This is a genomic window from Dyadobacter chenhuakuii (genome assembly GCF_023821985.2).
GTDB classification, from domain to species: domain Bacteria; phylum Bacteroidota; class Bacteroidia; order Cytophagales; family Spirosomataceae; genus Dyadobacter; species Dyadobacter chenhuakuii.
The window spans coordinates 4,460,001-4,482,447 of the sequence record NZ_CP098805.1 but is presented as its reverse complement, the minus strand read 5'-3'; the positions used below and the strand labels follow the sequence as shown (position 1 = coordinate 4,482,447).

Sequence of the window (22,447 nt, the reverse complement as noted above, 5' to 3'; positions counted from 1 at the left end):
GAAGCCTTTTTCATATATTTTGTTCTAATTAGAACTTGAATGTTAATCCTGCTTTCAATGGCGATGCATTGTAACCAACTTCTGCAAAAACACCGACAGTAGGTTTGAAATAGTAACGTGCACCTGCAAACGCTCCGAAGAATACGCCGCTTCCGTAAGCATCATAACCAACACCGTCATAAGAAGAAGTAGCAATACGATAACCTAATGCCGGACCAGCGTAAAGATCAAGATTATCGATAGTCAGGAAGTGCTTTCCAAAATGGTATGAACCCCTTGCACCAATGCTAATGAAATTGTAATTCCAGCCGTAACCATAAATTCCGCCGCCGTAACCCCAGTGTACAAAGTCAAACTGACCACCGACGCTAATAAAGTCGTGTACACCACCTTCGTAGGAAGCACCAGCACCGATTCCGCCGCCGCCGTAAGTTCCGCCAAGGTTAATACCAACATTCAATAATTTATCTCCTTTTTCAAATTGTTGGGCAAAAGCCTTTTCCGAAGTTACGCCTAGGACGGCCGCAACGAAAAACATAAATAGAATCTTTTTCATCGTAATAGATTAGTTATTGTTAAAAATAATAATGGCACAAATTAAAGCCATAATTTCAATGCTTCAAAACTTGTGCCATTGTAGTTATTATTCGGGGCGATGCCTAAACAAAAGGGGCGAAGCCGAAACTTCACCCCTGATCTATAATGTATTCTTTCTCAATTTTTCTTTGAAAACCTTCTTAAACTTGTCCAGTTTAGGCGCGATCACAAATGAGCAGTAGCCTTGATCCGGGTTGTTTGCAAAGTAGTTTTGATGGTAATCCTCAGCAATATAAAACTTGGGAGCTTTCGAAATTTCCGTCACGATTGGCTTCGCATAGGCGCCTGATTTGTCCAGTTCGGCCTTGGCCTGTTCCGCTAATTTGCGCTGGTCCTCGTTGTGATAAAAAATCACCGACCTATACTGTGTTCCAATGTCATTTCCCTGCTTATTCAGCGATGTCGGGTCGTGGCTGCGGAAAAATGCCTCTAAAAGTTCCGCATAGGTGATGACTTTCGGGTCATAAACAACCTCCACACACTCTGCATGCCCGGTTGTTCCCGTGCAAACCTCCTTATAACTCGGGTTGGCAACACTGCCGCCGGCATAGCCCGAAACCACTTTTTTTACACCGTCCAAAGATTCCAGCACAGCTTCCGTACACCAAAAACATCCTGTTCCGAATGTTGCAATTTCAGTGTTGGCCATATCCACATTATCTTCGTCCAATGCCGTAGAAGACGCTTCGTTATTCATCTGCTTTTTTTGTTTTTTATCCGACTGTGCGCATGATATCACCACCATGCAACACAAAAACAGGAACGTGAAAATTGGGATCGTAGTCCTCATGTTGTTGAATTGTATTATTGCTAATTGGTAAACCAATCGCGTTCCAAGAAAGTTTATCCGGCGGATTCGCACAATATTTACGAAATTTGAATTCAAAAAGATCGGCTGTTTGCCCGGGGCAGAATGCTTCTGCGGCCTGCCCGCGCCGTGATTACTACATAACCATGACTTATCTTCATTTTAAGGCGCTGCATATCATTTTCGTGGTCTCCTGGTTTGCCGGATTGTTTTATATGCCGAGGCTGTTTGTTTACCACACCGAGGCCCGGGACAAAACAGAAGCGGAGCGGCAGGTTCTTTTTGCGCAGTTTAGCAAGATGGAAAAGTTGCTTTGGAATGCCATTATGACGCCTGCTTGCTGGCTGACGATCATTTTCGGGTCCATAATGCTATACATTACGCCTTCCTGGCTCGATCAGGACTGGATGCAGCTGAAATTGCTTTTTGTGGCCGGTTTGCTGGCTTATCATTTTTACACGCGGAAGATTCTGCTGGAACTGCGTCGCGGAATATTCCGGTTTTCGTCTTTTCAGCTGCGGCTTTTCAATGAGATTGCCACGATCTTTCTTTTCTCCATCGTTTTCCTGGTGGTTTTGAAAAATACTGTCGATTGGCTCTGGGGCGTGCTGGGGCTGGTTATTTTTGCGGTTCTGATGATGACAGCCGTCCGGATCGTGAAGCGGATACGCGAGAAGTAACTGAACGAAACATTGCAATAATTTTTTTTAAAATAAATTAAATCATATTTATTTTATTCTATATTTGCCAGTGACAATGTCGCATGAAATATCGCATGACTTGTCAAACCGAGATATGAAAAACTATTTGAATACTATTTGGTGGTGGCGTGCACGTCTTAACAAGATGGACGAGTAGCTATTGCTTTGGTATAAATAAAAATATACTTTACAAACGGCTCGCTGTTCATCTGACAGCGAGCCGTTTTTTTTGTGCCATTATTAAAAATTTTAAGATTTAAAAAATGTCAAATCCTACCTTTCAGATTACGACCCGTCACAAAAAATTATTGGCGGACACATTAACACCGGTTTCTATCTATTTAAAATTAAGAGATCGTTTCATCAATACCATTTTGCTGGAAAGCTCTGACTATCACGGCAATGAGAACTCATTTACCTACATCTGCTGTGATCCGGTTGCTTTTTTCAAGCTGAGTCAAAATGTGGTTACGCAGCAATTTCCGGACGGGCAGCAGCAAAATATCACGCTGGAAAATCCGAGAGATGCTGTGCAGACATTATATGCATTTGCGCAAAGTTTCAAATCGGAAAAAAGCGGTTTTCCATTTATTTCCAATGGTCTTTTCGGACATATGACTTACGATGCAGTGAGTTATTTTGAAGACATTACGATTCAGCCAGCGAGTCCGGAAACAGAAATAGACCAGATATTTTACCAGGTTTACCGCTATGTAATCGCCATTAACCATTTCAAAAATGAGCTTTACATTTTTGAACATCAGTATGGCAACGACGAGCAGGAAAGCGGCATTGAGCAGATTGAAATTTTGATCAAAAACCGCAATTTTCCTAAATACGGCTTTCAGATCGCTTCCGAAGAAACGTCTAATGTTACGGATGACGAAATGCGTGGCGTAATCCAGAAGGGAATCGATCATTGCCTCCGCGGTGATGTGTTCCAGATCGTGCCTTCACGCCGTTTCAGCCGTGATTTCCAGGGCGATGAATTCAATGTTTACCGCGCTTTGCGCTCTATTAATCCCTCGCCTTATTTATTTTATTTCGATTACGGCAGTTACAAGATCTTCGGTTCTTCGCCTGAGAAACAAATTTTTATCAAAAACGGACAAGCTGAAATCCACCCCATAGCAGGCACATTCCGCAGAACGGGCGATGACCAGGCGGATGCCGAGGCGGCACAGGCATTGTTGAATGATCCTAAGGAAACTGCGGAGCACGTAATGCTTGTTGATCTGGCAAGAAACGATTTGAGCAGAAGTTGTGATGCGGTGAAAGTGACGAATTATAAGGAAGTCCAGTATTATTCGCACGTAATCCACTTGGTTTCCAAAGTCGTAGGAAAGATGAATGAAGGCGTAAATCCTTTGCAGCTGGTGGCGGACACATTTCCCGCAGGAACGCTCTCGGGTGCGCCCAAGCACAATGCAATGAAGCTCATCGATCAGATGGAAACGAGCAACCGGAGCATTTACGGCGGCGCGATCGGGTTTATGGATTTCAATGGGGATTTCAACCACGCCATTGCGATCAGGACGTTCCTTAGCAAGAATAACACACTGTTTTTCAGGGCTGGGATGGGCGTTGTGGCGAAGTCGAATGTGGAGAGCGAATTGCAGGAGATTAACAGCAAGCTGGCCGCTTTGAGAAAGGCGATTGACTTTGCAGGAGAAATTTAAATCATTGGTAAAATCCTCAAATACAGGAAATAATGAAAATTTTAGTGCTCGATAATTACGACTCTTTCACTTACAATCTCGTTTACATTCTTCGCGAGCTGAATGACCAGGTGGACATTGTCCGCAATGATAAAATCGCGCTCGAGGAGGTTGGGAATTACGACAAAATTCTTCTTTCCCCAGGTCCGGGCATTCCCTCGGAAGCGGGCATTATGCACGAGCTTATTCGCGAATATGGACCCAGCAAGAGCATTCTGGGCATTTGTCTGGGACACCAGGGCATCGGCGAAGTTTATGGTGCCACGCTCGAAAACATGACCGACGTGCTGCACGGCATCAGCGACACAGCCATTGTGACCGATCCCACCGAACGCATTTTCCAGGGACTTCCGCAAGAGATCAAAGTCGGCCGTTATCACTCCTGGACTGTTATTCCGGAAACATTTACGGACGATCTGACGATCACGGCGCTGGACGAAAAGGGCCGGGTTATGGGACTTTCGCACAAGAAATATGATGTAAAAGGCCTGCAATTTCACCCGGAATCGGTGCTGACGGAGCACGGCAAAGAAATGTTGGAAAACTGGTTGAAGATTTAGAAAACAATTTCAATTTCTCAACAGTAAAAACATTCTTTCATTACGCTTAGCATTATCATGAAGCAGATTCTTAGCCATCTTTTTGAATATAAGGTTTTAAGTAAAGAGTTATCCAAAGACGTCCTCATCGGCATTAGTACGGGTAAATATTCCAATTCTGAAATCGCCTCTTTCCTGACAATTTATGCCATGCGAAGCATTACGGTGGAGGAGCTCGAAGGCTTCCGCGACGCCATGCTGGAATTGTGCCTGGCCGTTGATCTTTCGGCTTATGATCCCATCGATGTTTGCGGAACGGGCGGGGACGGGAAGGACACATTCAATATTTCAACATTATCCTGTTTTGTGGTGGCAGGCGCGGGCCAGCATGTGGCCAAGCATGGCAACCACGGCGTTTCTTCGCTTTGCGGCTCGTCCACGGTGCTGGAATATCTAGGCGCCAAGTTTACCAATGATAAGGATGTGCTCGAACGCAAGATCAATGAGGCCGGCGTTTGCTTCCTGCATGCACCGCTTTTTCATCCTTCGATGAAGAATGTGGCGCCGATCCGGCGCGAGCTGGGCGTGAAAACATTCTTCAATATGCTGGGCCCGATGGTGAACCCGGTTTCCCCCAAAAAACAGCTTGTAGGCGTGTTTAGTCTTGAATTAGCGCGGCTTTTTGCTTATCTTTACCAACAGACTGATAAGCAATTTCTGGTTCTTCACGCATTAGACGGCTACGACGAAGTGTCATTAACAGGTGCTTTTAAAATGATCACCGCTCAAACGGAGCAAGTTCTGAATCCCTCGCATCTGGGGTTACAAACCTTGCGCGCAGAGGACCTTTCGGGAGGAAAAACAGTCGAGGAATCCGCCAAAATTTTCATGAATGTATTGAACGATACAGCTACGTTTTCCCAAAAACAGGCTGTGCTGGCAAATGCTGCATTGGCACTGCATTGTGCAAATCCTGCGTTGACATTGCCGGATGCGGTGGAGACGGCGCGGGAATCCCTGGAAAGCAAAAAGGCGCTCAGAAGTTTTAAAAAATTGATAGAAGACTAATTACAGATGAACATACTAGATAAAATCGTTGCCCGGAAAAGAGGAGAAGTCATTGAGGCTAAGCAAAATAAGTCTGTTTCCGACCTGGAAAGAGAGGATTTGTTTGCACGCAAAACGGTTTCCCTCTCGGCGGCACTACGAAATGCTTCATCTCCCAAAATTATAGCGGAGTTTAAACGAAAATCGCCTTCCAAAGGAGTCATTAATGATCGGGTTGCTCCGGAAATTGTGACCTTTGACTACGTGAATGCAGGCGCGGTCGCGCTGTCTGTGTTGACGGATATTGACTTCTTTGGAGGCTCTTTTACTGATTTTCTCAGCGCACGCCGTGCCAACCACACCATTCCGATGCTCCGGAAGGATTTTATCATCGATGAATATCAGCTTTACGAAGCAAAAGCGATCGGCGCAGATGTGATCTTGCTTATTGCAGCCTGCCTTACGCCGACGGAAGTTGTTTCGTTAAGTAAGAAAGCGCATGAATTGGGGCTGGAAGTTTTGTTGGAGGTGCACAATGCTGAGGAACTGGCCGCAACGTTGGGTGAAGACATTGATATAGTGGGGGTTAACAATAGAAATCTTAAAACTTTTGAAACCTCCATTGAAACTTCGATCGCGCTGAGTGAACAGATTCCCGATTCTTTTGTTAAAATATCAGAAAGCGGCCTGAAAGATGCCGAGACCATTTTGAAATTATACGGTCACGGCTATAAGGGTTTTTTAATTGGTGAAACATTTATGAAGACTGCAAATCCCGGAACCGCACTGGCGGATTTGCAAAATGACTTAACTCAACATAGCAATTTAAATCCTTTGGTTCTATGAAAATAAAAGTTTGCGGACTGCGCCAGCAAGACAACATTGAAAAAGTGGTGGCATTACAGCCTAACTTCATCGGGTTTATTTTTTATGAAAAATCACCCCGTTTTGTCGGCGAAGAGTTGGATGAAGAATTTATCAAAAGCATTCCCAATAATATCAAGAAAGTAGGCGTGTTTGTAAACGCCAGCCCGGGCCATATCCTGGCAATGGTTAAGAAATACGACCTGCAATACGCACAGCTTCACGGCAACGAAATGCCCGACATTTGCCGCAGCATTCGCCAGAAAGGGGTTAATGTGATCAAAGCATTCAGCATTGATGCGTCTTTCAACTTTGCGATGCTCAACAATTACAAGTCGTTCTGTGACCTGTTTTTGTTTGATACAAAAGGCGATAACCCAGGCGGTAACGGTGTGCCGTTTGACTGGAAACTTTTGAAAAAATACGATAATGAAAAGCCTTTTCTCCTCAGCGGGGGAATCGGGCTGGACAACATTGAAGACATTATAGAGTTATCCAAAACGCTGCCTATCTATGGAATTGATGTTAACAGTCAGTTTGAAACGGAGCCGGGCGTGAAGGACATTGCCAAGTTGGAAGAACTGTTCAGTTTAGTTCGTGTAAAAGAGAAAGAAGAGGCGGAAGCTTAGAAACTATGGAAGCAATAGCAGAAAAGAAGTCATATCAGGTGGACGGCCGCGGTTACTACGGCAGTTTTGGAGGTGCATTCATTCCCGAAATGCTGTATCCAAACGTGGAAGAACTGCGTGAAAATTATCTCAGCATCATTGCAGAGCCTTCTTTTCAAAAAGAATACAATGATCTCCTGCGCAATTACGTGGGACGTCCCACGCCGCTTTACCGGGCCAACAGGCTTTCGGAAAAATACAAAACCAACATTTTCCTCAAACGCGAAGATCTTTGCCACACAGGCGCTCATAAGGTGAACAACACCATCGGGCAGATCCTGATGGCGAAGCGATTGGGCAAAAAGCGTGTGGTTGCAGAAACCGGTGCCGGCCAGCACGGTGTTGCTACGGCGACTGTATGTGCGCTGATGGACATTGAATGCATTGTGTACATGGGCGAGCTGGACATTGAGCGTCAGGCGCCTAATGTGGCCCGCATGAAGATGCTCGGTGCAGAAGTAAGGCCTGCAACCTGCGGCTCACGCACATTGAAAGACGCTACGAACGAGGCGATGCGCCATTGGATCAATAACCCGGTGGACACGCATTACATCATTGGTTCTGTGGTAGGACCGCACCCTTACCCGGATATGGTGGCACGTTTTCAGGCCATTATTTCGAAGGAAATGAGATGGCAGCTCAAAGAGCAGACTGGCAAAGAAACGCCTGATTATGTGGTGGCTTGCGTAGGCGGCGGAAGCAATGCTGCGGGTGCTTTCTATCACTTTCTGGATGATGAAAGTGTAAAACTGGTGGCGGTGGAAGCTGCTGGTCAGGGACTTACTTCGGGACATTCTGCGGCGACGACGGCTTTGGGAAAACCAGGCGTTTTGCACGGAAGCCGCACGATATTAATGCAAACAGAAGACGGCCAGGTTGTGGAGCCATTTTCGATTTCAGCCGGTCTGGATTACCCGGGGATTGGCCCTCAGCATGCTTATTTGTACGACAGCGGAAGAGGAATTTTCATGTCGGCAACGGATGAAGAAGCCGTGCAGGCTGCATTTGAACTAACTCGCTTTGAGGGCATTATCCCGGCTCTGGAATCTTCACATGCCCTGGCGATTTTGGGTCAGCTGGGTGCTTCTGAAAACGAGAATGTGATCCTGAACCTTTCCGGTCGCGGTGATAAGGACATGGCGACTTACATGAAATACATCGATTAATTTACTCATAAATACATTGCAATGGCAACACTTACCTTACCCGAGGTTTTTGATCTGAGGCTCAAAATTCAGGAGCTGGAAGGAAAAGTAAACTCCGGCGAGCTTTCGCTTTTCGAAAGGTGCGACCTGGAAGACGAGATTCTCGAGCTCAAAGAAAAGCTTGGCGAGTTTGACAGACTGAAATTCAGCGACGAGGGCGAATGCCTGAATTGCTCCGCATAGTAACAATTAATTCCTTACAGTTCAACCTTTTATCCAACTATGAATTTCAAATTACTATTAATGGCAGGGATGCTCCTTTTTGGCGCTATGGCTTCTGCTTCACCTCAAAACCCACCGAAAAAAATGCTCCGTCACGTCGTTTTATTCAAATTCAAAGATTCGGCGACGCCTGCGCAGGTGAAAGAAGTAGAAGATGCTTTCAGAGCATTGCCTTCGAAGATTAAGGAGATCAAAAGCCTGGAATGGGGCACGAACAACAGCCCCGAAGGATTGGCGCAAGGCTTCACGCACGCATTTTTCGTAACATTCGAGAACGAAGCTGCCCGCGAAGTGTATTTGCCTCATCCTGACCACAAAGCATTTGGAAAAGTCCTTGGGCCGCATTTGGACAAGGTTTTGGTGATCGACTACTGGACACAGGAATGAACCGCATAACAAACCTTTTTAGCGGCACGCAAAGCGACGGCGGCTTGCTGAATGTATATTTCACAGCCGGCTTCCCCGAACGCAATGACACCATGCGCGTTTTACGAGCCTTGCAGGACGGCGGCGCCGATCTTGTGGAGATTGGAATGCCTTATTCTGACCCTGTTGCGGATGGCGAGACCATTCAAAAAAGCAATGACAGGGCGCTGGAAAACGGCATGACCGTGAAAATGCTCTTCGAACAACTGCAGGATATGCGCGAGACAATTTCGCTTCCTGTGTTGCTGATGGGATACGTAAACCCGGTTTTGCAGTTTGGCATTGAAGAGTTCTGTAAAAAATGCGCGGAGACGGGCGTTGACGGCTTAATCCTGCCCGATATGCCTATGGATGTGTATTTGAATGAATACAAAGCCATTTTTGACGCTTACGGCATCCTGAATATATTCCTGGTAACGCCGCAAACTTCCGAAAAACGCATTCGCCAGATTGACGAAGTGAGCGAAGGCTTCATTTACACGGTTTCCTCAGCCAGCGTTACAGGCTCGAAATCGGGTGTAAGCGAGGATATGGAGTCATATTTTGAGCGCCTGAATGCGATGCAGCTGCGTAACCCGCGCCTGATCGGATTTGGGATTAAAGATCATGATACATTCAAAAAAGCTTCGGATCATGCGGCCGGTGCGATCATTGGCAGCGCATTCATCCGAGTTTTGCAGGAGAGCAATGACTTGGAACAGGACATTAAATCCTTTGTAAGAAGTGTAAAAAATTACCCGGAAACGATCGAGGCATAGCCTCCGACGGCCTATATCAACATTGTTGCCTCAGGCACCACTTTTGTACAAACAACTCATATCGGGTTGTTTGTTTTTTTTAATAAAGGAGTGGATATGGGATCTCGAAACATTATTATCGTTTTTTTACTGCTATGTTCCTCACCGCTGTTTGCCCAGTTTAAGCTGGATGTCGAAAGTGGTGTAGTGTTTGGAACAAATTATAACAAAGTCCGCATTCCAAATGTGGGCGGCACAGAGGTGAACCTGGCGGAGGATCTGAGCATTGATCCAAAGATTTTTTACCGGATCAGAGGCACCTACACATTTGGTAAGCGGCATAATATCAGCGCATTATATGCGCCTTTGTCTGTTAAATACAATGGTGCTTTCGGAAAAGACGTTAGTTTCAATGGGTTAACTTACCAAAGCGGCCAGCCTTTGCAGGTTTTTTACAAATTCAACTCTTACCGGCTTACCTATCGCTACGACATTGTCGCTAAAACAAGGTGGCGTGTGGGATTAGGACTTACCGCAAAGATCCGTGACGCGGATGTGCGCTTCAAAAACGAATCACAGGACACGCATTTCGACAACATTGGCTTCGTTCCGCTGGTGAACTTTTATGCGTCTTACAAGCCGTCTTACCGCTGGTCTGTAATCCTGGAAGGAGATGCTTTGGCAGCGAAGCAGGGTAGGGCAGAGGATGTTTTCGCAGGTTTGGCTTACCAGATCAATCCGAAATTCAGCGTTAAGGCAGGTTATCGGGTCGTGGAAGGCGGTGCGGACACGGATGAAGTTTACAATTTCAACTGGATCAATTATGCTTCGGTCGGCGTTTTGCTGACGCTTTAAAATTCACCATCGCAGAATGCACTAAAATGCCTGAGGAAAATCCATTTTAAACGATGGAATTCCATATAATTCGCTATATTAGTTTGTTTTATGCGTAGCAAAGCGGATCGTAATTTTTGATTCCGGCATACGTTATAAATTTCCAAACTGATATAACGAGACTCATATATGGCTGCATTTACGCCGGCAATGGAAGGCCTTTTGCTCCGCATCCAGGAATACCGTCAGAAATACTATCAAAACCAGCTTCTTAAGGGCATCATTTTCTCGGCCGGGCTGTTGCTGACGGTTTTTCTTTTCTTTAATACAATCGAATATTTCGGGCGCTTTAGCTCAGGGGTCCGGGGAATGCTGTTCTTCGGATTTTTGGCTGTGCTCGTTTTTTCTTTTTTTCAATGGGTCATCCAGCCTATTATACACCTTTCTGGTCTTAAAAAGCCTATTTCGGACGAACAGGCTGCATTACAAATCGGTGAGTATTTCCCGGAAATCGGCGATAAGCTGGTCAATACATTGCAATTAAGGGGACTAACAGGCACGCAATCGGACCTGATCGAGGCAAGTATCCGGCAAAAATCGGGGCAGTTACTGATTGTTAAGTTTTCTGATGCCATTCGTTTTAATGAGAACAAAAAGCGCATTAAGTATGCCATTTATCCGCTTGCGGCCATTGCGGCAATCTTGCTTTTTAACCCCTCATTTTTCACTTCCAGCTCTGAGCGTATCATTCATTTTCAAAAGAATTATACTTACGCGCCGTTTTCATTTATTTTGGAAAACAAAAATCTGAAAGCATTTAGAAATGAGGATTTTACATTAAAACTCAAACTAAAAGGCGAAGCATTGCCCGCAGCTGCTTACCTGGTTCAGAACGGCTCTCGGTTCAAGCTCAATAATGATGGTAACCAGACTTATTCCTATACATTCAAAAACCTGCAAAGAGACGTCAAATTCTCGTTTGACGCGGCGGGATTTACTTCCGAGGAATATCGCATTAATGTTGCCGAGCGCCCTTCTTTGCTTTCTTTTGACGTAAACCTGCGCTATCCGGCTTATCTGAACAAACCTGCGGAAGGATTGAACAATGTCGGCAATCTCTCCGTGCCGGAAGGAACGACGGTCGAGTGGAATTTCAACACTTCGTCTACCAAATCGCTGGCGATCAAATTTGAGGATGATTCTGCATTATATCGGGCGAAGGGGAGCGATGGGGAGCATTTTGAGATTAAAAAGACGGTGAAACGCTCTTCACAATATCAGGTGAATCTGCAAAATGATGAGACGACGAATTCGGAAAAAATCGGTTATTTCATCAATGTGGTTCCGGACAAATTTCCGGTTATGAACCTCGAAAATTTCCAGGATACGACGCTTTATAATTATCTGGTGCTGGGTGGCTCAATCAGCGATGATTATGGCTTCTCTCAGCTTAAAATGTTCTATTCTGTAAAAAGAGCGGATCAAGAAGAGGCGTCGCCGGCAAAAGGCATTCCCGTGCCTTTTAATAAAACGGTGAATACGCAGAGTTTTTATTTCCAATGGTATGTAGACAGCCTCAAACTCGCTCCCGGCGATAAGATCGAGTATTATGCCCAGGTGTGGGACAATGATGGCGTGAACGGCCCAAAAAGCGCCAAATCGAGGGCAATTCAGTTTACAGTTCCTTCCAAAGATCAGCTGGAAGCGGAAATTAAGAAGTCGGAGAAAGAGACGGAGGATCAAATGCAATCGGCCATGAAAAAGGCGCAGAGTTTGCAAAAAGATTTGAATAACCTCGATAACAAGCTGAAAAGCAATAAAGAACTCGATTTTAAAGAGCAAAAGCAGATTGAGGAAGTGCTTAAAAAGCGCGAGGAACTGATGAAAGAGTTGCAGGCTTTGCAAGAAAAAAATCAGAATGCGAATGAAAAATCGAAGCAGTTCAACCAGCAAAGCCCGGAACTGCAAAGTAAGCTCGACCAGCTGCAAAAGCTCATGAACGAGCTAATGGACAAGGACACGGAAAAGCTTTACCAGGAATTGAAAAAATTGTTGGAACAAAAACAAAGCGACCGCATGTCGAGCATGATGGAAAAGCTCAAAAACAAGGAAAATAACCTTGAAAAAGAGCTCGAACGGACGATGAAGCTTTTTAAGCAAATGCAGTTGGAACAAAAAATGGAAAATCTGGTCGAAAAGCTGGATGATTTGGCTAACAAGGAAGACCAGCTAGCGGATAAAAGCCAGGAAAATGATAAGAATAAAAACGCAGACGATAAAAAAGGCAAGAACGAGGAGCTGAAAAAGGAACAGGAGAAGATTCAGGAAGAGTTTGAAAAGGCGAAGGAAGATTCCAAGGAAGTCGAGAAAATGAGCGAAGAACTGGAACAACCTGTGGACACCCAGAAAGAGGAGCAAAAGAATGCTTCTGAGCAAATGGAAGAGGGTAAGAAGCAACTTGACAAGCAACAAAACACAAAAGCCTCAGAATCGCAAAAAAAGGCGGCTAAATCGATGAAACAAATGTCGCAGTCTATGGAAGAATCCATGGAGGCTGCTGAAATGGAGCAGATGCAGGAGAATCTGGACGCATTGCGCGACATTTTAGAAAATCTGATCACATTATCCTTCGATCAGGAGACATTGATGAAAGATTTCCGCGGCGTGAGCTTGCAGGACCCCCGGTTTATCAAACTGGGCCAGCAGCAATTGAAATTGAAAGATGACGCAAAAATTGTTGAGGACAGTCTTTATGCGCTTGCGAACCGGGTGATCCAGATCCAGTCGTTCATTACGCGTGAGCTCAATGATATGAAGTCTTATATGGACGAGAGCGTAAAGAGCATCAAGGACCGCCAGATCAATCAGGCGACTGCGAAGCAGCAATTTGCGATGACGTCGATGAATAACCTTGCCTTAATGCTAAGCGACGTCTTTAACCAGATGCAGCAGCAAATGGCCATGGCGATGCCGGGAAGCGGCAAGGGCAAAAAAGGAAAACAGAAAGGTGAGCAAAAGGGCATGGGTGAAATGCAGGAGAAGCTCAACGGTGAAATGAAGAAGCTTGGAGAAGGGAAGGAGGGGCAAGGAAATAATTCCGAGAAGCTGGCCAGAATGGCGGCTGAACAGGCGATGATCCGCAAGATGATTCAGGACCTGATGGAGTCGCAGAAAGGCACGGAGGTGGGCAAACAAATGAGCAAGGAGTTACAGGAGATCGCCGAGAAAATGGACGAGACTGAAACCGACCTGGTGAACAAACGCATTACACCGGAGCTCATTAAGCGCAACCAGGAAATCACGACGCGCTTGCTCGAATCTGAAAAAGCGATGAAAGAGCAGGACGAAGATGAGCAGCGCAAGGCCCAAACTGCGAAACAATTGCCAAGACAACCACCTGCGGCTTTTGAAAAATACATCCGCGAGAAGGAGAAGCAAACCGAATTACTGAGAACCATCCCGCCTACATTCTCGCCATTCTACAAGCGGGAAGTGGACACTTACTTCCGCAAGTATCAGGCTAAGAACTGATTATAACTGTATTTTGTTATGAACATTCCGATGACCGCGTTTTAACACTTTTTAAGCAAGTTGTTAGAGGCGCGGTCACCGGCTAAACTGATCTTAACCGGATAGTTTAGTATGTTTGTAATATTTTATCGCCTGGTATGCTTAATTTCTTCACCGAAAACGTCGATTTCGACCTGTTACGCCCGTTAAAAACAAAAAAGTGGATCAAAAACACCTCAAAATCAGAGGGTTATGAGATAGCTGATTTGAACTATATTTTTTGCGACGACGATTATCTCCTGGAAATCAATAAACAATATCTTGATCACGACTATTTTACGGACATTATTACGTTTGACAATAGTGAGGAAGACAATGTGATTGAGGGAGATATTTATATCAGCGTTGATCGGGTTCGTGAAAATGCAGCAACGTTTCACGCCGATTTTGAAACCGAAATGCGGCGTGTTTTGATACACGGTTTGCTGCATTTAATGGGTTATGATGATACGGACGAAAAGCTGAAATCGGCCATGCGAGCCAAAGAGGATCAGTATCTTCTGCTCTTCTAGTTAACATTTCCACGTGGAACACTTTAATTAAAGTGGTTTAATAAGTAAAAGAATTATGTTTCAAGAATATGATGTGATCGTGGTGGGAGCAGGCCATGCCGGTTGTGAAGCAGCTGCGGCTGCGGCAACGATGGGCTCCTCCGTCCTGCTGATTACAATGAATATGCATACCATTGCCCAAATGTCGTGCAACCCTGCTATGGGCGGCGTGGCGAAAGGGCAGATTGTTCGTGAGATCGACGCGCTTGGCGGACAGTCTGGGATCATTAGCGACAAAACAATGATACAGTTCCGGATGCTCAATTTGTCAAAAGGCCCTGCCATGTGGAGCCCAAGATGCCAGAGCGATCGCGCAATGTTTGCCACGGAATGGCGGAATGTTTTGGAGCAAAATCCGAATGTTGATTTCTGGCAGGACACTGCGAAAGAAATCATCATTAAGGATGGAAAGGCTTGCGGCGTGAAGACGAGTCTGGGCATTGAGATCCATTCCAAATCCGTAGTGCTTACCAACGGCACATTCCTGAACGGACTCATCCACATTGGTGAGAAAAATTTCGGCGGCGGCAGAACAGGAGAGAAGGCTGCGACTGGCATCACCGAACAATTGGTAACATTGGGCTTTGAAGCAGGCCGCATGAAAACCGGAACGCCTCCACGTGTGGACGGACGCTCGCTCGACTATTCAAAAATGGAAGAGCAACCCGGAGACGAAAATCCATCCAAATTCTCTTACTCGGACACCAAGCCGCTTGCTAAGCAACGCAGCTGCTGGATTACTTACACCAATTCGGAAGTGCATGAAATTCTGAGAACAGGTTTTGAAAAATCACCCATGTTCTCGGGAAGGATTAAGGGAATTGGCCCGCGTTACTGTCCTTCTGTTGAAGACAAGATCAACCGGTTCGCAGATAAGGATCGCCACCAGATTTTCGTGGAGCCGGAAGGGTGGGACACGGTTGAGGTTTATGTGAATGGTTTCTCGACCTCTCTGCCCGAAGACGTGCAGTATGCAGCACTCCGGAAAATTCCCGGCTTCGAGAATGCTAAAATGTTCCGTCCGGGTTACGCGATCGAATACGATTATTTCCCCCCGACCCAATTGAAATCGACATTGGAAACACATTTGATCCAAAACCTTTTCTTTGCCGGCCAGATCAACGGGACGACGGGTTACGAAGAAGCAGCTTGCCAGGGATTGATGGCGGGCATTAATGCGCATCAGAATGTGCATGAGCTCGAACCATTCGTGCTGAAAAGATCGGAGGCTTACATTGGTGTTTTGATTGATGATTTGATAAACAAAGGGACGGAGGAACCTTACCGGATGTTCACCTCACGTGCTGAGTATCGCACATTGCTGCGTCAAGATAACGCGGACATTCGCCTTACTGAAAAAGGTTTTAAGCTAGGACTGGCGAATCAGACCAGGCTTGATAATGTTGAGAAGAAGAAAGCCGAAGTGGCTGAAATCATCGCAGCATTCTCTGCTACAAAATTGACGCCGGAAGAAATCAATCCAACGCTTGCCGCCATCGGCACGGCTCCATTGCGGGAGAAGATTTCACTTGCACAACTTTTAAAACGACCGCAGATTTCGATTGACCAGTTGACGGAAGCCAGCCCTGTTGTTGAGACTTTGCTCGAAAAATTTGGAAAAGATTCCATTCATCAGGCAGAGATAAATCTCAAATATGACAGCTATATAGAGAAGGAAATGTTGCTGGTTGAAAAAATGAACCGTCTGGAAGATTTAAGCATCATTGATAATTTCAACTATGATGTGGTTACTTCCCTATCATTTGAGGGACGTGAAAAATTGAAAAGGACGCGTCCTTCTACAATAGGACAAGCTTCCAGGATCAGCGGCGTGAGCCCTTCCGACATTTCAGTATTAATGTTATTCATAGGACGATAATGCCATTAGAAACGCTTCAGAATTGCCCCGTATGTGACAAGTCCAGCTTCAATAATTATTTGAATGTGGAGGATTACACTGTGTCGCATAAGGAATTTACAATCCAGCAATGCAACAATTGTTATTTCCTGTTTACTAATCCGAGGCCTTCGGAAGCAGAGATAGGGGCCTATTATCAGTCCGACGATTACATTTCGCACCACGATGAAAAGAAAACGAATCTGATTTCGAAGGCCTATACAGCCGTAAGAAACCGCACGATCAAACAAAAAGTGGAGCTGATCAATAGCCTTTCCGGATCGAAAGGAAGCATATTGGACGTGGGTTGCGGTACGGGTGTTTTTCTGACTGCTGCTTCAAAAGACGGCTGGCAGATTTCGGGAACAGAACCGGATCCGGGTGCAAGAACATTGGCGCAGAAGCGGGCAGGGGCTTCAATCTTTGAAACCATTTACGCCGATGAACTCGATACAAAAACATTCGACGTCATTACAATGTGGCACGTCCTGGAACATGTTCATCTACTGAATGAAACCATTGACTGGCTGTATAAGCATTTAAAACCAAATGGCAAGATCCTCATCGCCGTTCCTAATCCGCAATCATTTGATGCTGTAAAATACGGTCGTTTTTGGGCTGCCTATGACGTTCCGAGACATTTGTATCATTTCACCAAAGGCACAATGAAAACGCTTCTTCAAAAGCATAATTTGGAGGTCAAAAGCATTCTGCCAATGTGGTTTGATTCGTTTTATGTTGGAATGTTGAGCTCGAAATACAGCGGTGGAAGCATTAACTATCTTGATAGTGTAAAAACGGGACTTTTATCCAATTTGAAAGGGCGGGCGAAAGACAAAGACCATCTCAATACATCGAGCCTTATATACATTGTTTCAAAAAAATAATCAGTAATCCTGACAAAATCCGACTGGGCCCTCAATACGCGTTATCTGTATTGCGGGCCTTTTAACTTTCCAAAATCAATGATCAGAACCATTGCCATTGCTATCATTTGCCTCGTTATTTTCGGTCGCTGTGCCCAGCAGGTTTCGCCAACGGGCGGTAAAAAAGATTCCATTCCGCCTACGCTACTGGAAAGCAATCCGCCGAACAAAACGCTGAATTTTAAGGGGAAGAAAGTAGAGGTTTTCTTTGATGAATATGTGGTCGTAGATAACATTAATCAGAAACTGGTCATCACGCCCGAAGCTGATAACCCATATTCATATAAGCAGAATGGCATGTCTGTTTCATTGAGTTTTAAAAATGAATTCAAAGACAGCACCACCTATACATTGAATTTTGGGGATGCAATAAGGGATTTTGCAGAAAAAAATCCGGCAAAAAACTTGAAACTCGTATTTAGCACAGGCAACACGCTCGATTCCGGACGGGTTTACGGGACATTGAAAGATATAAAGACCAACAAGCCCATTTTTGACGCCCTGGTAGGTCTTTATAACCTCAGCGACACGCTTAACATCGCTAAACAAAAACCTTATTACTTCTCCCGAACAGACAGCAGCGGCATCTTTTCCATTGAGAATATTCAGACAAGAGATTACAAAATGATCGCGATCGACGACAAAAACCGCAACATGCTCTACAACGCAAAAGACGAGCGCATGGGGTTTTTAAGCAAACCGGTAACCGCCGGATCGGATTCTGCTTCCTATCATATCGATATGTTCCTCTCTGATAACACTGTGCTTAAGATCCAGCGGACCATTCCCCGTGTTAATAATTATGCAGTTGTTTTCAGTAAGTCAATTGAAAAAGTGGATGTGAAATTTATGAACAACGACACTTTGCCCTATATGCTCGAAAATGGAGCAGCATTAAAGTTTTTCAATGTGCAGCCGCATCCGGATTCTACATTAGTAAAGCTGACCGTTACAGACTCACTCGGAACAGTGACTGATTTTGAACAAAAGATCGCATTTCAAGCACAAAGAGGGAAGGAGCGGCAGCGGGATCCATTGAATATGACGACAAAACCGGAAGGAAATAAGGCGCTTACCAACACATTTACTTACACCCTTAATCTCAATAAGCCCATCCAGTTCCTGGATGATAAGAACATTACACTTATTACGGACAGCCTTACGCACGAGCCGCTCAGCGCATTCAAATATCGCTGGGATCCGACGCGTACCACATTAACCATCGACGCAAAATCATTCGCAAAAGACACCATCAAATGGGACTTCCCAAAGGGCAGTATGCTAAGTGTTGAAGGCGACACATTGCCCAAAACGCTTATTAAGCATCCGGTTTTAAAGGAAGAAAATTATGGGCAGATAAGAGGGGCCATTGTCAATGCAGACACGGCCATGCGCTACATTATTGAGCTCGTCGACGAGCAATATAAACTGATAGAGACGCAGTACACAACGCCATACACTTTCATTAACATCCCGCAGGGCAAATACTACATTCGGGTGACGCTGGATGCCAACCGCAACCGGCGCTGGGACACAGGAGAGCTCGATAAGGACAAGCAGCCCGAAACCATCTACTATCTCCCCGATAAAATTCTTTTGAAGGCTAATTTTGAATTAAATGACATCAATGCGACGCTACCAAAGTGAAATTTTCTCAATTTCTTATACACTAAGTGTGGATAACTATGTGAATAACCCGTAAATTTTGTTGGTAAATGGGTTGAAATTGTTAACAATTGTGTGGATAAGCGTTAATAACTGTGGATAAAAAATCGATCTGCCTACTTGTGTGGGTAAATGTAATCTAAAATGAAGTTAACACCGCGTTGATACACTTTAGTTAATGTGGATAAGACAAAACACTCCGACCGCTACGTTACCAACACTGAAGTGTGAACAGATAAATTCATAACTTGTAATTCAGCAAGTTAAATGTTGGTAATTCTAAAAGCTTAAGTGGATAAACCCCTATAGTTATTCACAATCTGTGGATAACTATGTTAATCTGCAGTGGATAAACCAATTATCCCCTTATCCACAGACATAGTAAGTGATAATAACTAAAGAAAAATTTTTTTTATCTATTATGAAAAAGGTTTCGAGTTGGGTATTGATGGGATTACTTCTTTCCGGGGCGGCCGCGGTGGGGCAGTCGGAGAAAGAGATGGCTGAGGAGTATTTTAAAAATAATGATTGTCCGAAAGCGCTGACTTACTATACGAGCTTTTTGAAAACAACATTTGAAAAGAATGCACTGAAGAATTACACGAACTGCATTATCAAGACAAAGGCCTGGGGCGACGGCGAGCAGTTTTTCAAAAAACAGACCAAAAATGATGCGCCTAATGCGAGCTGGTATCAGTTATATTGGAGTGTCATGCTGGAAGGCCAGGGGAAGGCCCAGGAAGCTGCAAAAAGAGTTGAGCAGAGCATTGCTGCATCCGGCACCAGGATTGAGCTTAAACGCGATTTGTCGGAAGAGTTCAGGGCTATGAATAAACCTGAATATGCGAAGCAAATATTGATAGAAGCCAGGGAAGCTGCGAAGCGAACTGACATTTTTCAGCTGGAACTAGCCAGTGTTTACCGCGACCTCAATGCACCGGAACAGATGATTGATGAGCTCTTGTCTTACGGCATGCGTTACCAGAATATAGAGGTTGTCCAAAACATGCTGCAGGACTTTACGAAAGATGAAAAGGAGCAGGCATTATTGGAAAAGGTGCTATATGATAAAATCCAGAAATTCCCTGCCGAAGGTTTTTATAATGAATTACTCATCTGGTATCAGATCCAGAAGAAGGATTTTTACAAAGCATTCATACAAGAGCGCTCGCTTGACAAACGATTTAAACATAATGGGTCAAGGCTATACAACCTGGGTATGCTGGCTCTTCAGAATGTTGATTATAATAATGCCGGCACCATCTTCGACCATTTGGTAAAGGAATATCCCAAAGGTCAACTTTATCCGGTTGCCCGCAGAATGGCTATTTTTGCGCGCGAGGAGCAGGTCAAAAATACGTATCCGATCAAGCGCAGCGAGGTGCAAAAGCTCCTTGGACAGTATCAGCAATTGGTGGATGAACTCGGGGTGAATGTACGGACCGTAGAGGCGCTTCGGAATATGGCGATCCTGAATGCCTTTTATATGGATGATTTCAAAAAGGCAATTGAAATCCTCAACACAGCTATAGATGCAGGCAAAACCGAGAAAAATTTTGTAGACAAATGCAAGCTTGACCTCGGCGATATTTACCTGTTGCAAGGCGAACCCTGGGAGGCGACATTGGTGTACTCACAAGTTGAGAAATCGCAGAAGGATGACTTGTTAGGTTATGAAGCGAAGTTGAGAAATGCGAAGCTGCATTATTATAAGGGAGAGTTTGAGCTGGCCAAAGCCGTGCTGGACATTTTGAAAAAAGCCACTTCCCGGGAAATTGCGAATGATGCCAATGAACTGTCGCTGCTTATTATGGATAATACCGGCCTGGATAGCACGGAAGCGGCGATGAAGCAATATTCGTCTGTGGAGCTGCTGTTGTTCCAAAATAAAAAGTTCGAAGCGCTCGACACATTGAAACAGCTTTATACCAAATATCAAAATCATAGCCTGGCAGATGAGATCCTATGGCTCACCGCGGAAACATATATGAAACTCGACAGCAACCAGCAGGCGATGGAAAATCTGAAAGTGCTGACGACAAAATATGGCCACGACATTTATGGCGACGATGCATTGTTTGCATCCGCAAAACTTTATCAGGAAAAATTAAAAGACAAGGATCTCGCCATGAAGCTCTATCAGGAATTGATGGAAAAATATCCGGGAAGCATTTTTGTCGCCGAGTCAAGAAAACGTTTCCGAGTTTTAAGAGGAGATGTGATAAATTAAAAATACTTGGGCAAAAACCAAAAGAGGCAGAATCGTCATGATTTCTGCCTCTTTTGGTTTCAGTATATGCGGACTCAGATGCGATTGAATGCCTATATTCAAATGTCACGCGGTTGATTTAAAGAAATTTTCAACTTAATGTGCTCATTAATAAGTTTTTGAAGTCTGAAAACGATGCTTCCATTTTCGTAGCCACTTTTTCAATGGAAAGCAATGATTCGAGCCTTTCCGGAATTTCAATAGATTTTTCCAAAGTTTCTTCCACCAGGTCGATAAATTTGGCCGGATGAGCTGTTGAAAGAAAAACGCCGGTAAAATCTGAAGTGTTCAGCTTCCGATATTCTTGAAGACCTTTGTAAGCAACCGCGGTGTGCGGACACATGACATATTCTGATTTTTCAAAAACTTCACGCATGGCAGTTTTAGTCTGCTCATCGTCAAAATAAAATCCGGTAATTTTTTTAGTTACCAATGTCCAGTCATCTTCAAAAAATCTTTGCAGTCTCACAAAGTTGCTAGGGTTACCGACGTCCATGGCATTGGACACTGTTTCGATGGACGCTCTCGGTTCGTATGCTCCGCTCTCCAGATAACGCGGCACTGCATTATTAAGATTGGTGGCCGCAATAAAATGTTCGACCGGCAAGCCCATTTTGTAAGCCAGGAGCCCGGCACTCAAATTTCCAAAGTTTCCGCTTGGCACAGAGAAAACCACAGGCTTACCCAGCTTTTTCAACTGTGCATAAGCTGAGAAATAATAAAAGGACTGGGGGATAAGGCGCGCAATGTTGATGGAATTGGCAGATGCCAGATTAAATTTAGCATTTAGCTCCGGATCCAGGAAAGCTTCTTTAACCAGTTTCTGACAATCATCAAATGTGCCGTCGATTTCAATCGCCGTTACATTGTGGCCTAATGTGGTAAGCTGTTTTTCCTGAATGTCGCTCACTTTACCGCTCGGATAAAGAATTGTAACGGAAATGCCCGGAATTTTATAAAAACCCTGAGCAACCGCACCGCCCGTGTCTCCCGAAGTAGCAACCAGAATGTTTATTTGCTTTTTGGACCGCAGCAAATAATGGGACATGATTGCCGCCATAAACCGTGCTCCGAAGTCTTTAAACGCCATAGAAGGCCCGTGAAAAAGCTCCAAAACATAGTCCTGCTCATTGATCTGCCGAACCGGCGCCTCGAAATCATAAGCCTTATGAATGATGGTTTCAATTTCGCTTCTCGTAATTT

General features: G+C 44.7%; 20 protein-coding genes (1 of these 20 running past the window's edge). 17 read left to right on the top strand and 3 right to left on the bottom strand.

The genetic code is table 11. The features are described 5' to 3' along the window. Positions 1–28: 28 nt before the first annotated feature. Complete coding sequence (locus NFI80_RS18645) at positions 29–556, bottom strand: putative outer membrane beta-barrel protein (protein WP_235161920.1); 528 nt, start codon at positions 554–556, stop codon at positions 29–31. Positions 557–697: 141 nt separating this feature from the next. Then, positions 698–1,294: a peptide-methionine (S)-S-oxide reductase MsrA gene (gene msrA, locus NFI80_RS18640; RefSeq protein WP_235161919.1), complete on the bottom strand. Its 597-nt coding sequence runs from the start codon at positions 1,292–1,294 to the stop codon at positions 698–700. Positions 1,295–1,551: 257 nt separating this feature from the next. Here msrA and NFI80_RS18635 point away from each other — a divergent pair, with 257 nt between their 5' ends. The 17 genes from NFI80_RS18635 (at position 1,552) to NFI80_RS18555 (ending at position 21,205) form a co-directional block, all read left to right on the top strand. Further along, the gene (locus tag NFI80_RS18635) at positions 1,552–2,085 is read left to right on the top strand and encodes a CopD family protein (protein ID WP_235161943.1); all 534 of its coding nucleotides are present in this window, start codon (positions 1,552–1,554) and stop codon (positions 2,083–2,085) included. Between the two features lie 284 nt (positions 2,086–2,369). Beyond that, a complete protein-coding gene (locus tag NFI80_RS18630; RefSeq protein ID WP_235161918.1) occupies positions 2,370–3,785 on the top strand; it encodes an anthranilate synthase component I family protein in 1,416 nt (471 codons plus the stop codon). A gap of 32 nt (positions 3,786–3,817) precedes the next feature. Further along, positions 3,818–4,384, top strand: a complete 567-nt coding sequence (locus NFI80_RS18625) for an anthranilate synthase component II (RefSeq protein WP_235161917.1) — start codon at positions 3,818–3,820, stop codon at positions 4,382–4,384. A gap of 57 nt (positions 4,385–4,441) precedes the next feature. Beyond that, positions 4,442–5,431: an anthranilate phosphoribosyltransferase gene (gene trpD, locus NFI80_RS18620; protein WP_235166459.1), complete on the top strand. Its 990-nt coding sequence runs from the start codon at positions 4,442–4,444 to the stop codon at positions 5,429–5,431. Between the two features lie 6 nt (positions 5,432–5,437). After that, positions 5,438–6,256, top strand: coding sequence for an indole-3-glycerol phosphate synthase TrpC (gene trpC, locus NFI80_RS18615; RefSeq protein ID WP_235161915.1), 819 nt, complete (start codon positions 5,438–5,440; stop codon positions 6,254–6,256). Then, positions 6,253–6,903, top strand: a complete 651-nt coding sequence (locus NFI80_RS18610) for a phosphoribosylanthranilate isomerase (protein ID WP_233799223.1) — start codon at positions 6,253–6,255, stop codon at positions 6,901–6,903. Before trpC ends, NFI80_RS18610 begins: the two co-directional genes overlap by 4 nt. 5 nt (positions 6,904–6,908) lie before the next feature. Beyond that, the gene (trpB, locus tag NFI80_RS18605) at positions 6,909–8,108 is read left to right on the top strand and encodes a tryptophan synthase subunit beta (protein ID WP_235161914.1); all 1,200 of its coding nucleotides are present in this window, start codon (positions 6,909–6,911) and stop codon (positions 8,106–8,108) included. Positions 8,109–8,129: 21 nt separating this feature from the next. Next, positions 8,130–8,330: a hypothetical protein gene (locus NFI80_RS18600; protein ID WP_026632703.1), complete on the top strand. Its 201-nt coding sequence runs from the start codon at positions 8,130–8,132 to the stop codon at positions 8,328–8,330. Between the two features lie 69 nt (positions 8,331–8,399). Continuing rightward, positions 8,400–8,756: a Dabb family protein gene (locus tag NFI80_RS18595; protein ID WP_141110440.1), complete on the top strand. Its 357-nt coding sequence runs from the start codon at positions 8,400–8,402 to the stop codon at positions 8,754–8,756. After that, complete coding sequence (gene trpA, locus NFI80_RS18590; protein WP_235161913.1) at positions 8,753–9,553, top strand: tryptophan synthase subunit alpha; 801 nt, start codon at positions 8,753–8,755, stop codon at positions 9,551–9,553. Before NFI80_RS18595 ends, trpA begins: the two co-directional genes overlap by 4 nt. Before the next feature lie 96 nt (positions 9,554–9,649). Then, positions 9,650–10,387: a porin family protein gene (locus NFI80_RS18585; protein ID WP_235161912.1), complete on the top strand. Its 738-nt coding sequence runs from the start codon at positions 9,650–9,652 to the stop codon at positions 10,385–10,387. A 189-nt stretch (positions 10,388–10,576) separates the two neighbouring features. Beyond that, positions 10,577–13,897 carry a coiled-coil domain-containing protein gene (locus NFI80_RS18580; protein ID WP_235166479.1) on the top strand — a complete coding sequence of 1,107 codons (3,321 nt, stop codon included), beginning with the start codon at positions 10,577–10,579 and terminating at the stop codon, positions 13,895–13,897. A gap of 137 nt (positions 13,898–14,034) precedes the next feature. Continuing rightward, positions 14,035–14,448 (top strand): rRNA maturation RNase YbeY, encoded by a 414-nt coding sequence (ybeY, locus tag NFI80_RS18575; RefSeq protein ID WP_235161911.1) that lies wholly within the window; start codon positions 14,035–14,037, stop codon positions 14,446–14,448. A 55-nt stretch (positions 14,449–14,503) separates the two neighbouring features. Beyond that, positions 14,504–16,366, top strand: a complete 1,863-nt coding sequence (gene mnmG, locus NFI80_RS18570; protein ID WP_235166458.1) for a tRNA uridine-5-carboxymethylaminomethyl(34) synthesis enzyme MnmG — start codon at positions 14,504–14,506, stop codon at positions 16,364–16,366. Then, the gene (locus NFI80_RS18565) at positions 16,366–17,271 is read left to right on the top strand and encodes a class I SAM-dependent methyltransferase (protein ID WP_235166457.1); all 906 of its coding nucleotides are present in this window, start codon (positions 16,366–16,368) and stop codon (positions 17,269–17,271) included. The genes mnmG and NFI80_RS18565 overlap by 1 nt, the downstream gene beginning before the upstream one ends. A gap of 78 nt (positions 17,272–17,349) precedes the next feature. Further along, positions 17,350–18,957 carry an Ig-like domain-containing domain gene (locus tag NFI80_RS18560; protein ID WP_235166456.1) on the top strand — a complete coding sequence of 536 codons (1,608 nt, stop codon included), beginning with the start codon at positions 17,350–17,352 and terminating at the stop codon, positions 18,955–18,957. Between the two features lie 439 nt (positions 18,958–19,396). Then, on the top strand, positions 19,397–21,205 hold the full coding sequence (locus NFI80_RS18555) for a tetratricopeptide repeat protein (protein ID WP_235166455.1): 1,809 nt from the start codon (positions 19,397–19,399) through the stop codon (positions 21,203–21,205). Positions 21,206–21,335: 130 nt separating this feature from the next. Here the strand turns inward: NFI80_RS18555 and thrC are convergent, their stop codons facing one another. Beyond that, positions 21,336–22,447 carry the 3' portion of a threonine synthase gene (thrC, locus tag NFI80_RS18550; protein ID WP_235166454.1) on the bottom strand. The gene runs 196 nt beyond the window's last position, so 1,112 of the gene's 1,308 nt are visible here — the last part of the coding sequence; its start codon lies off the right edge, out of view; it ends in the stop codon at positions 21,336–21,338.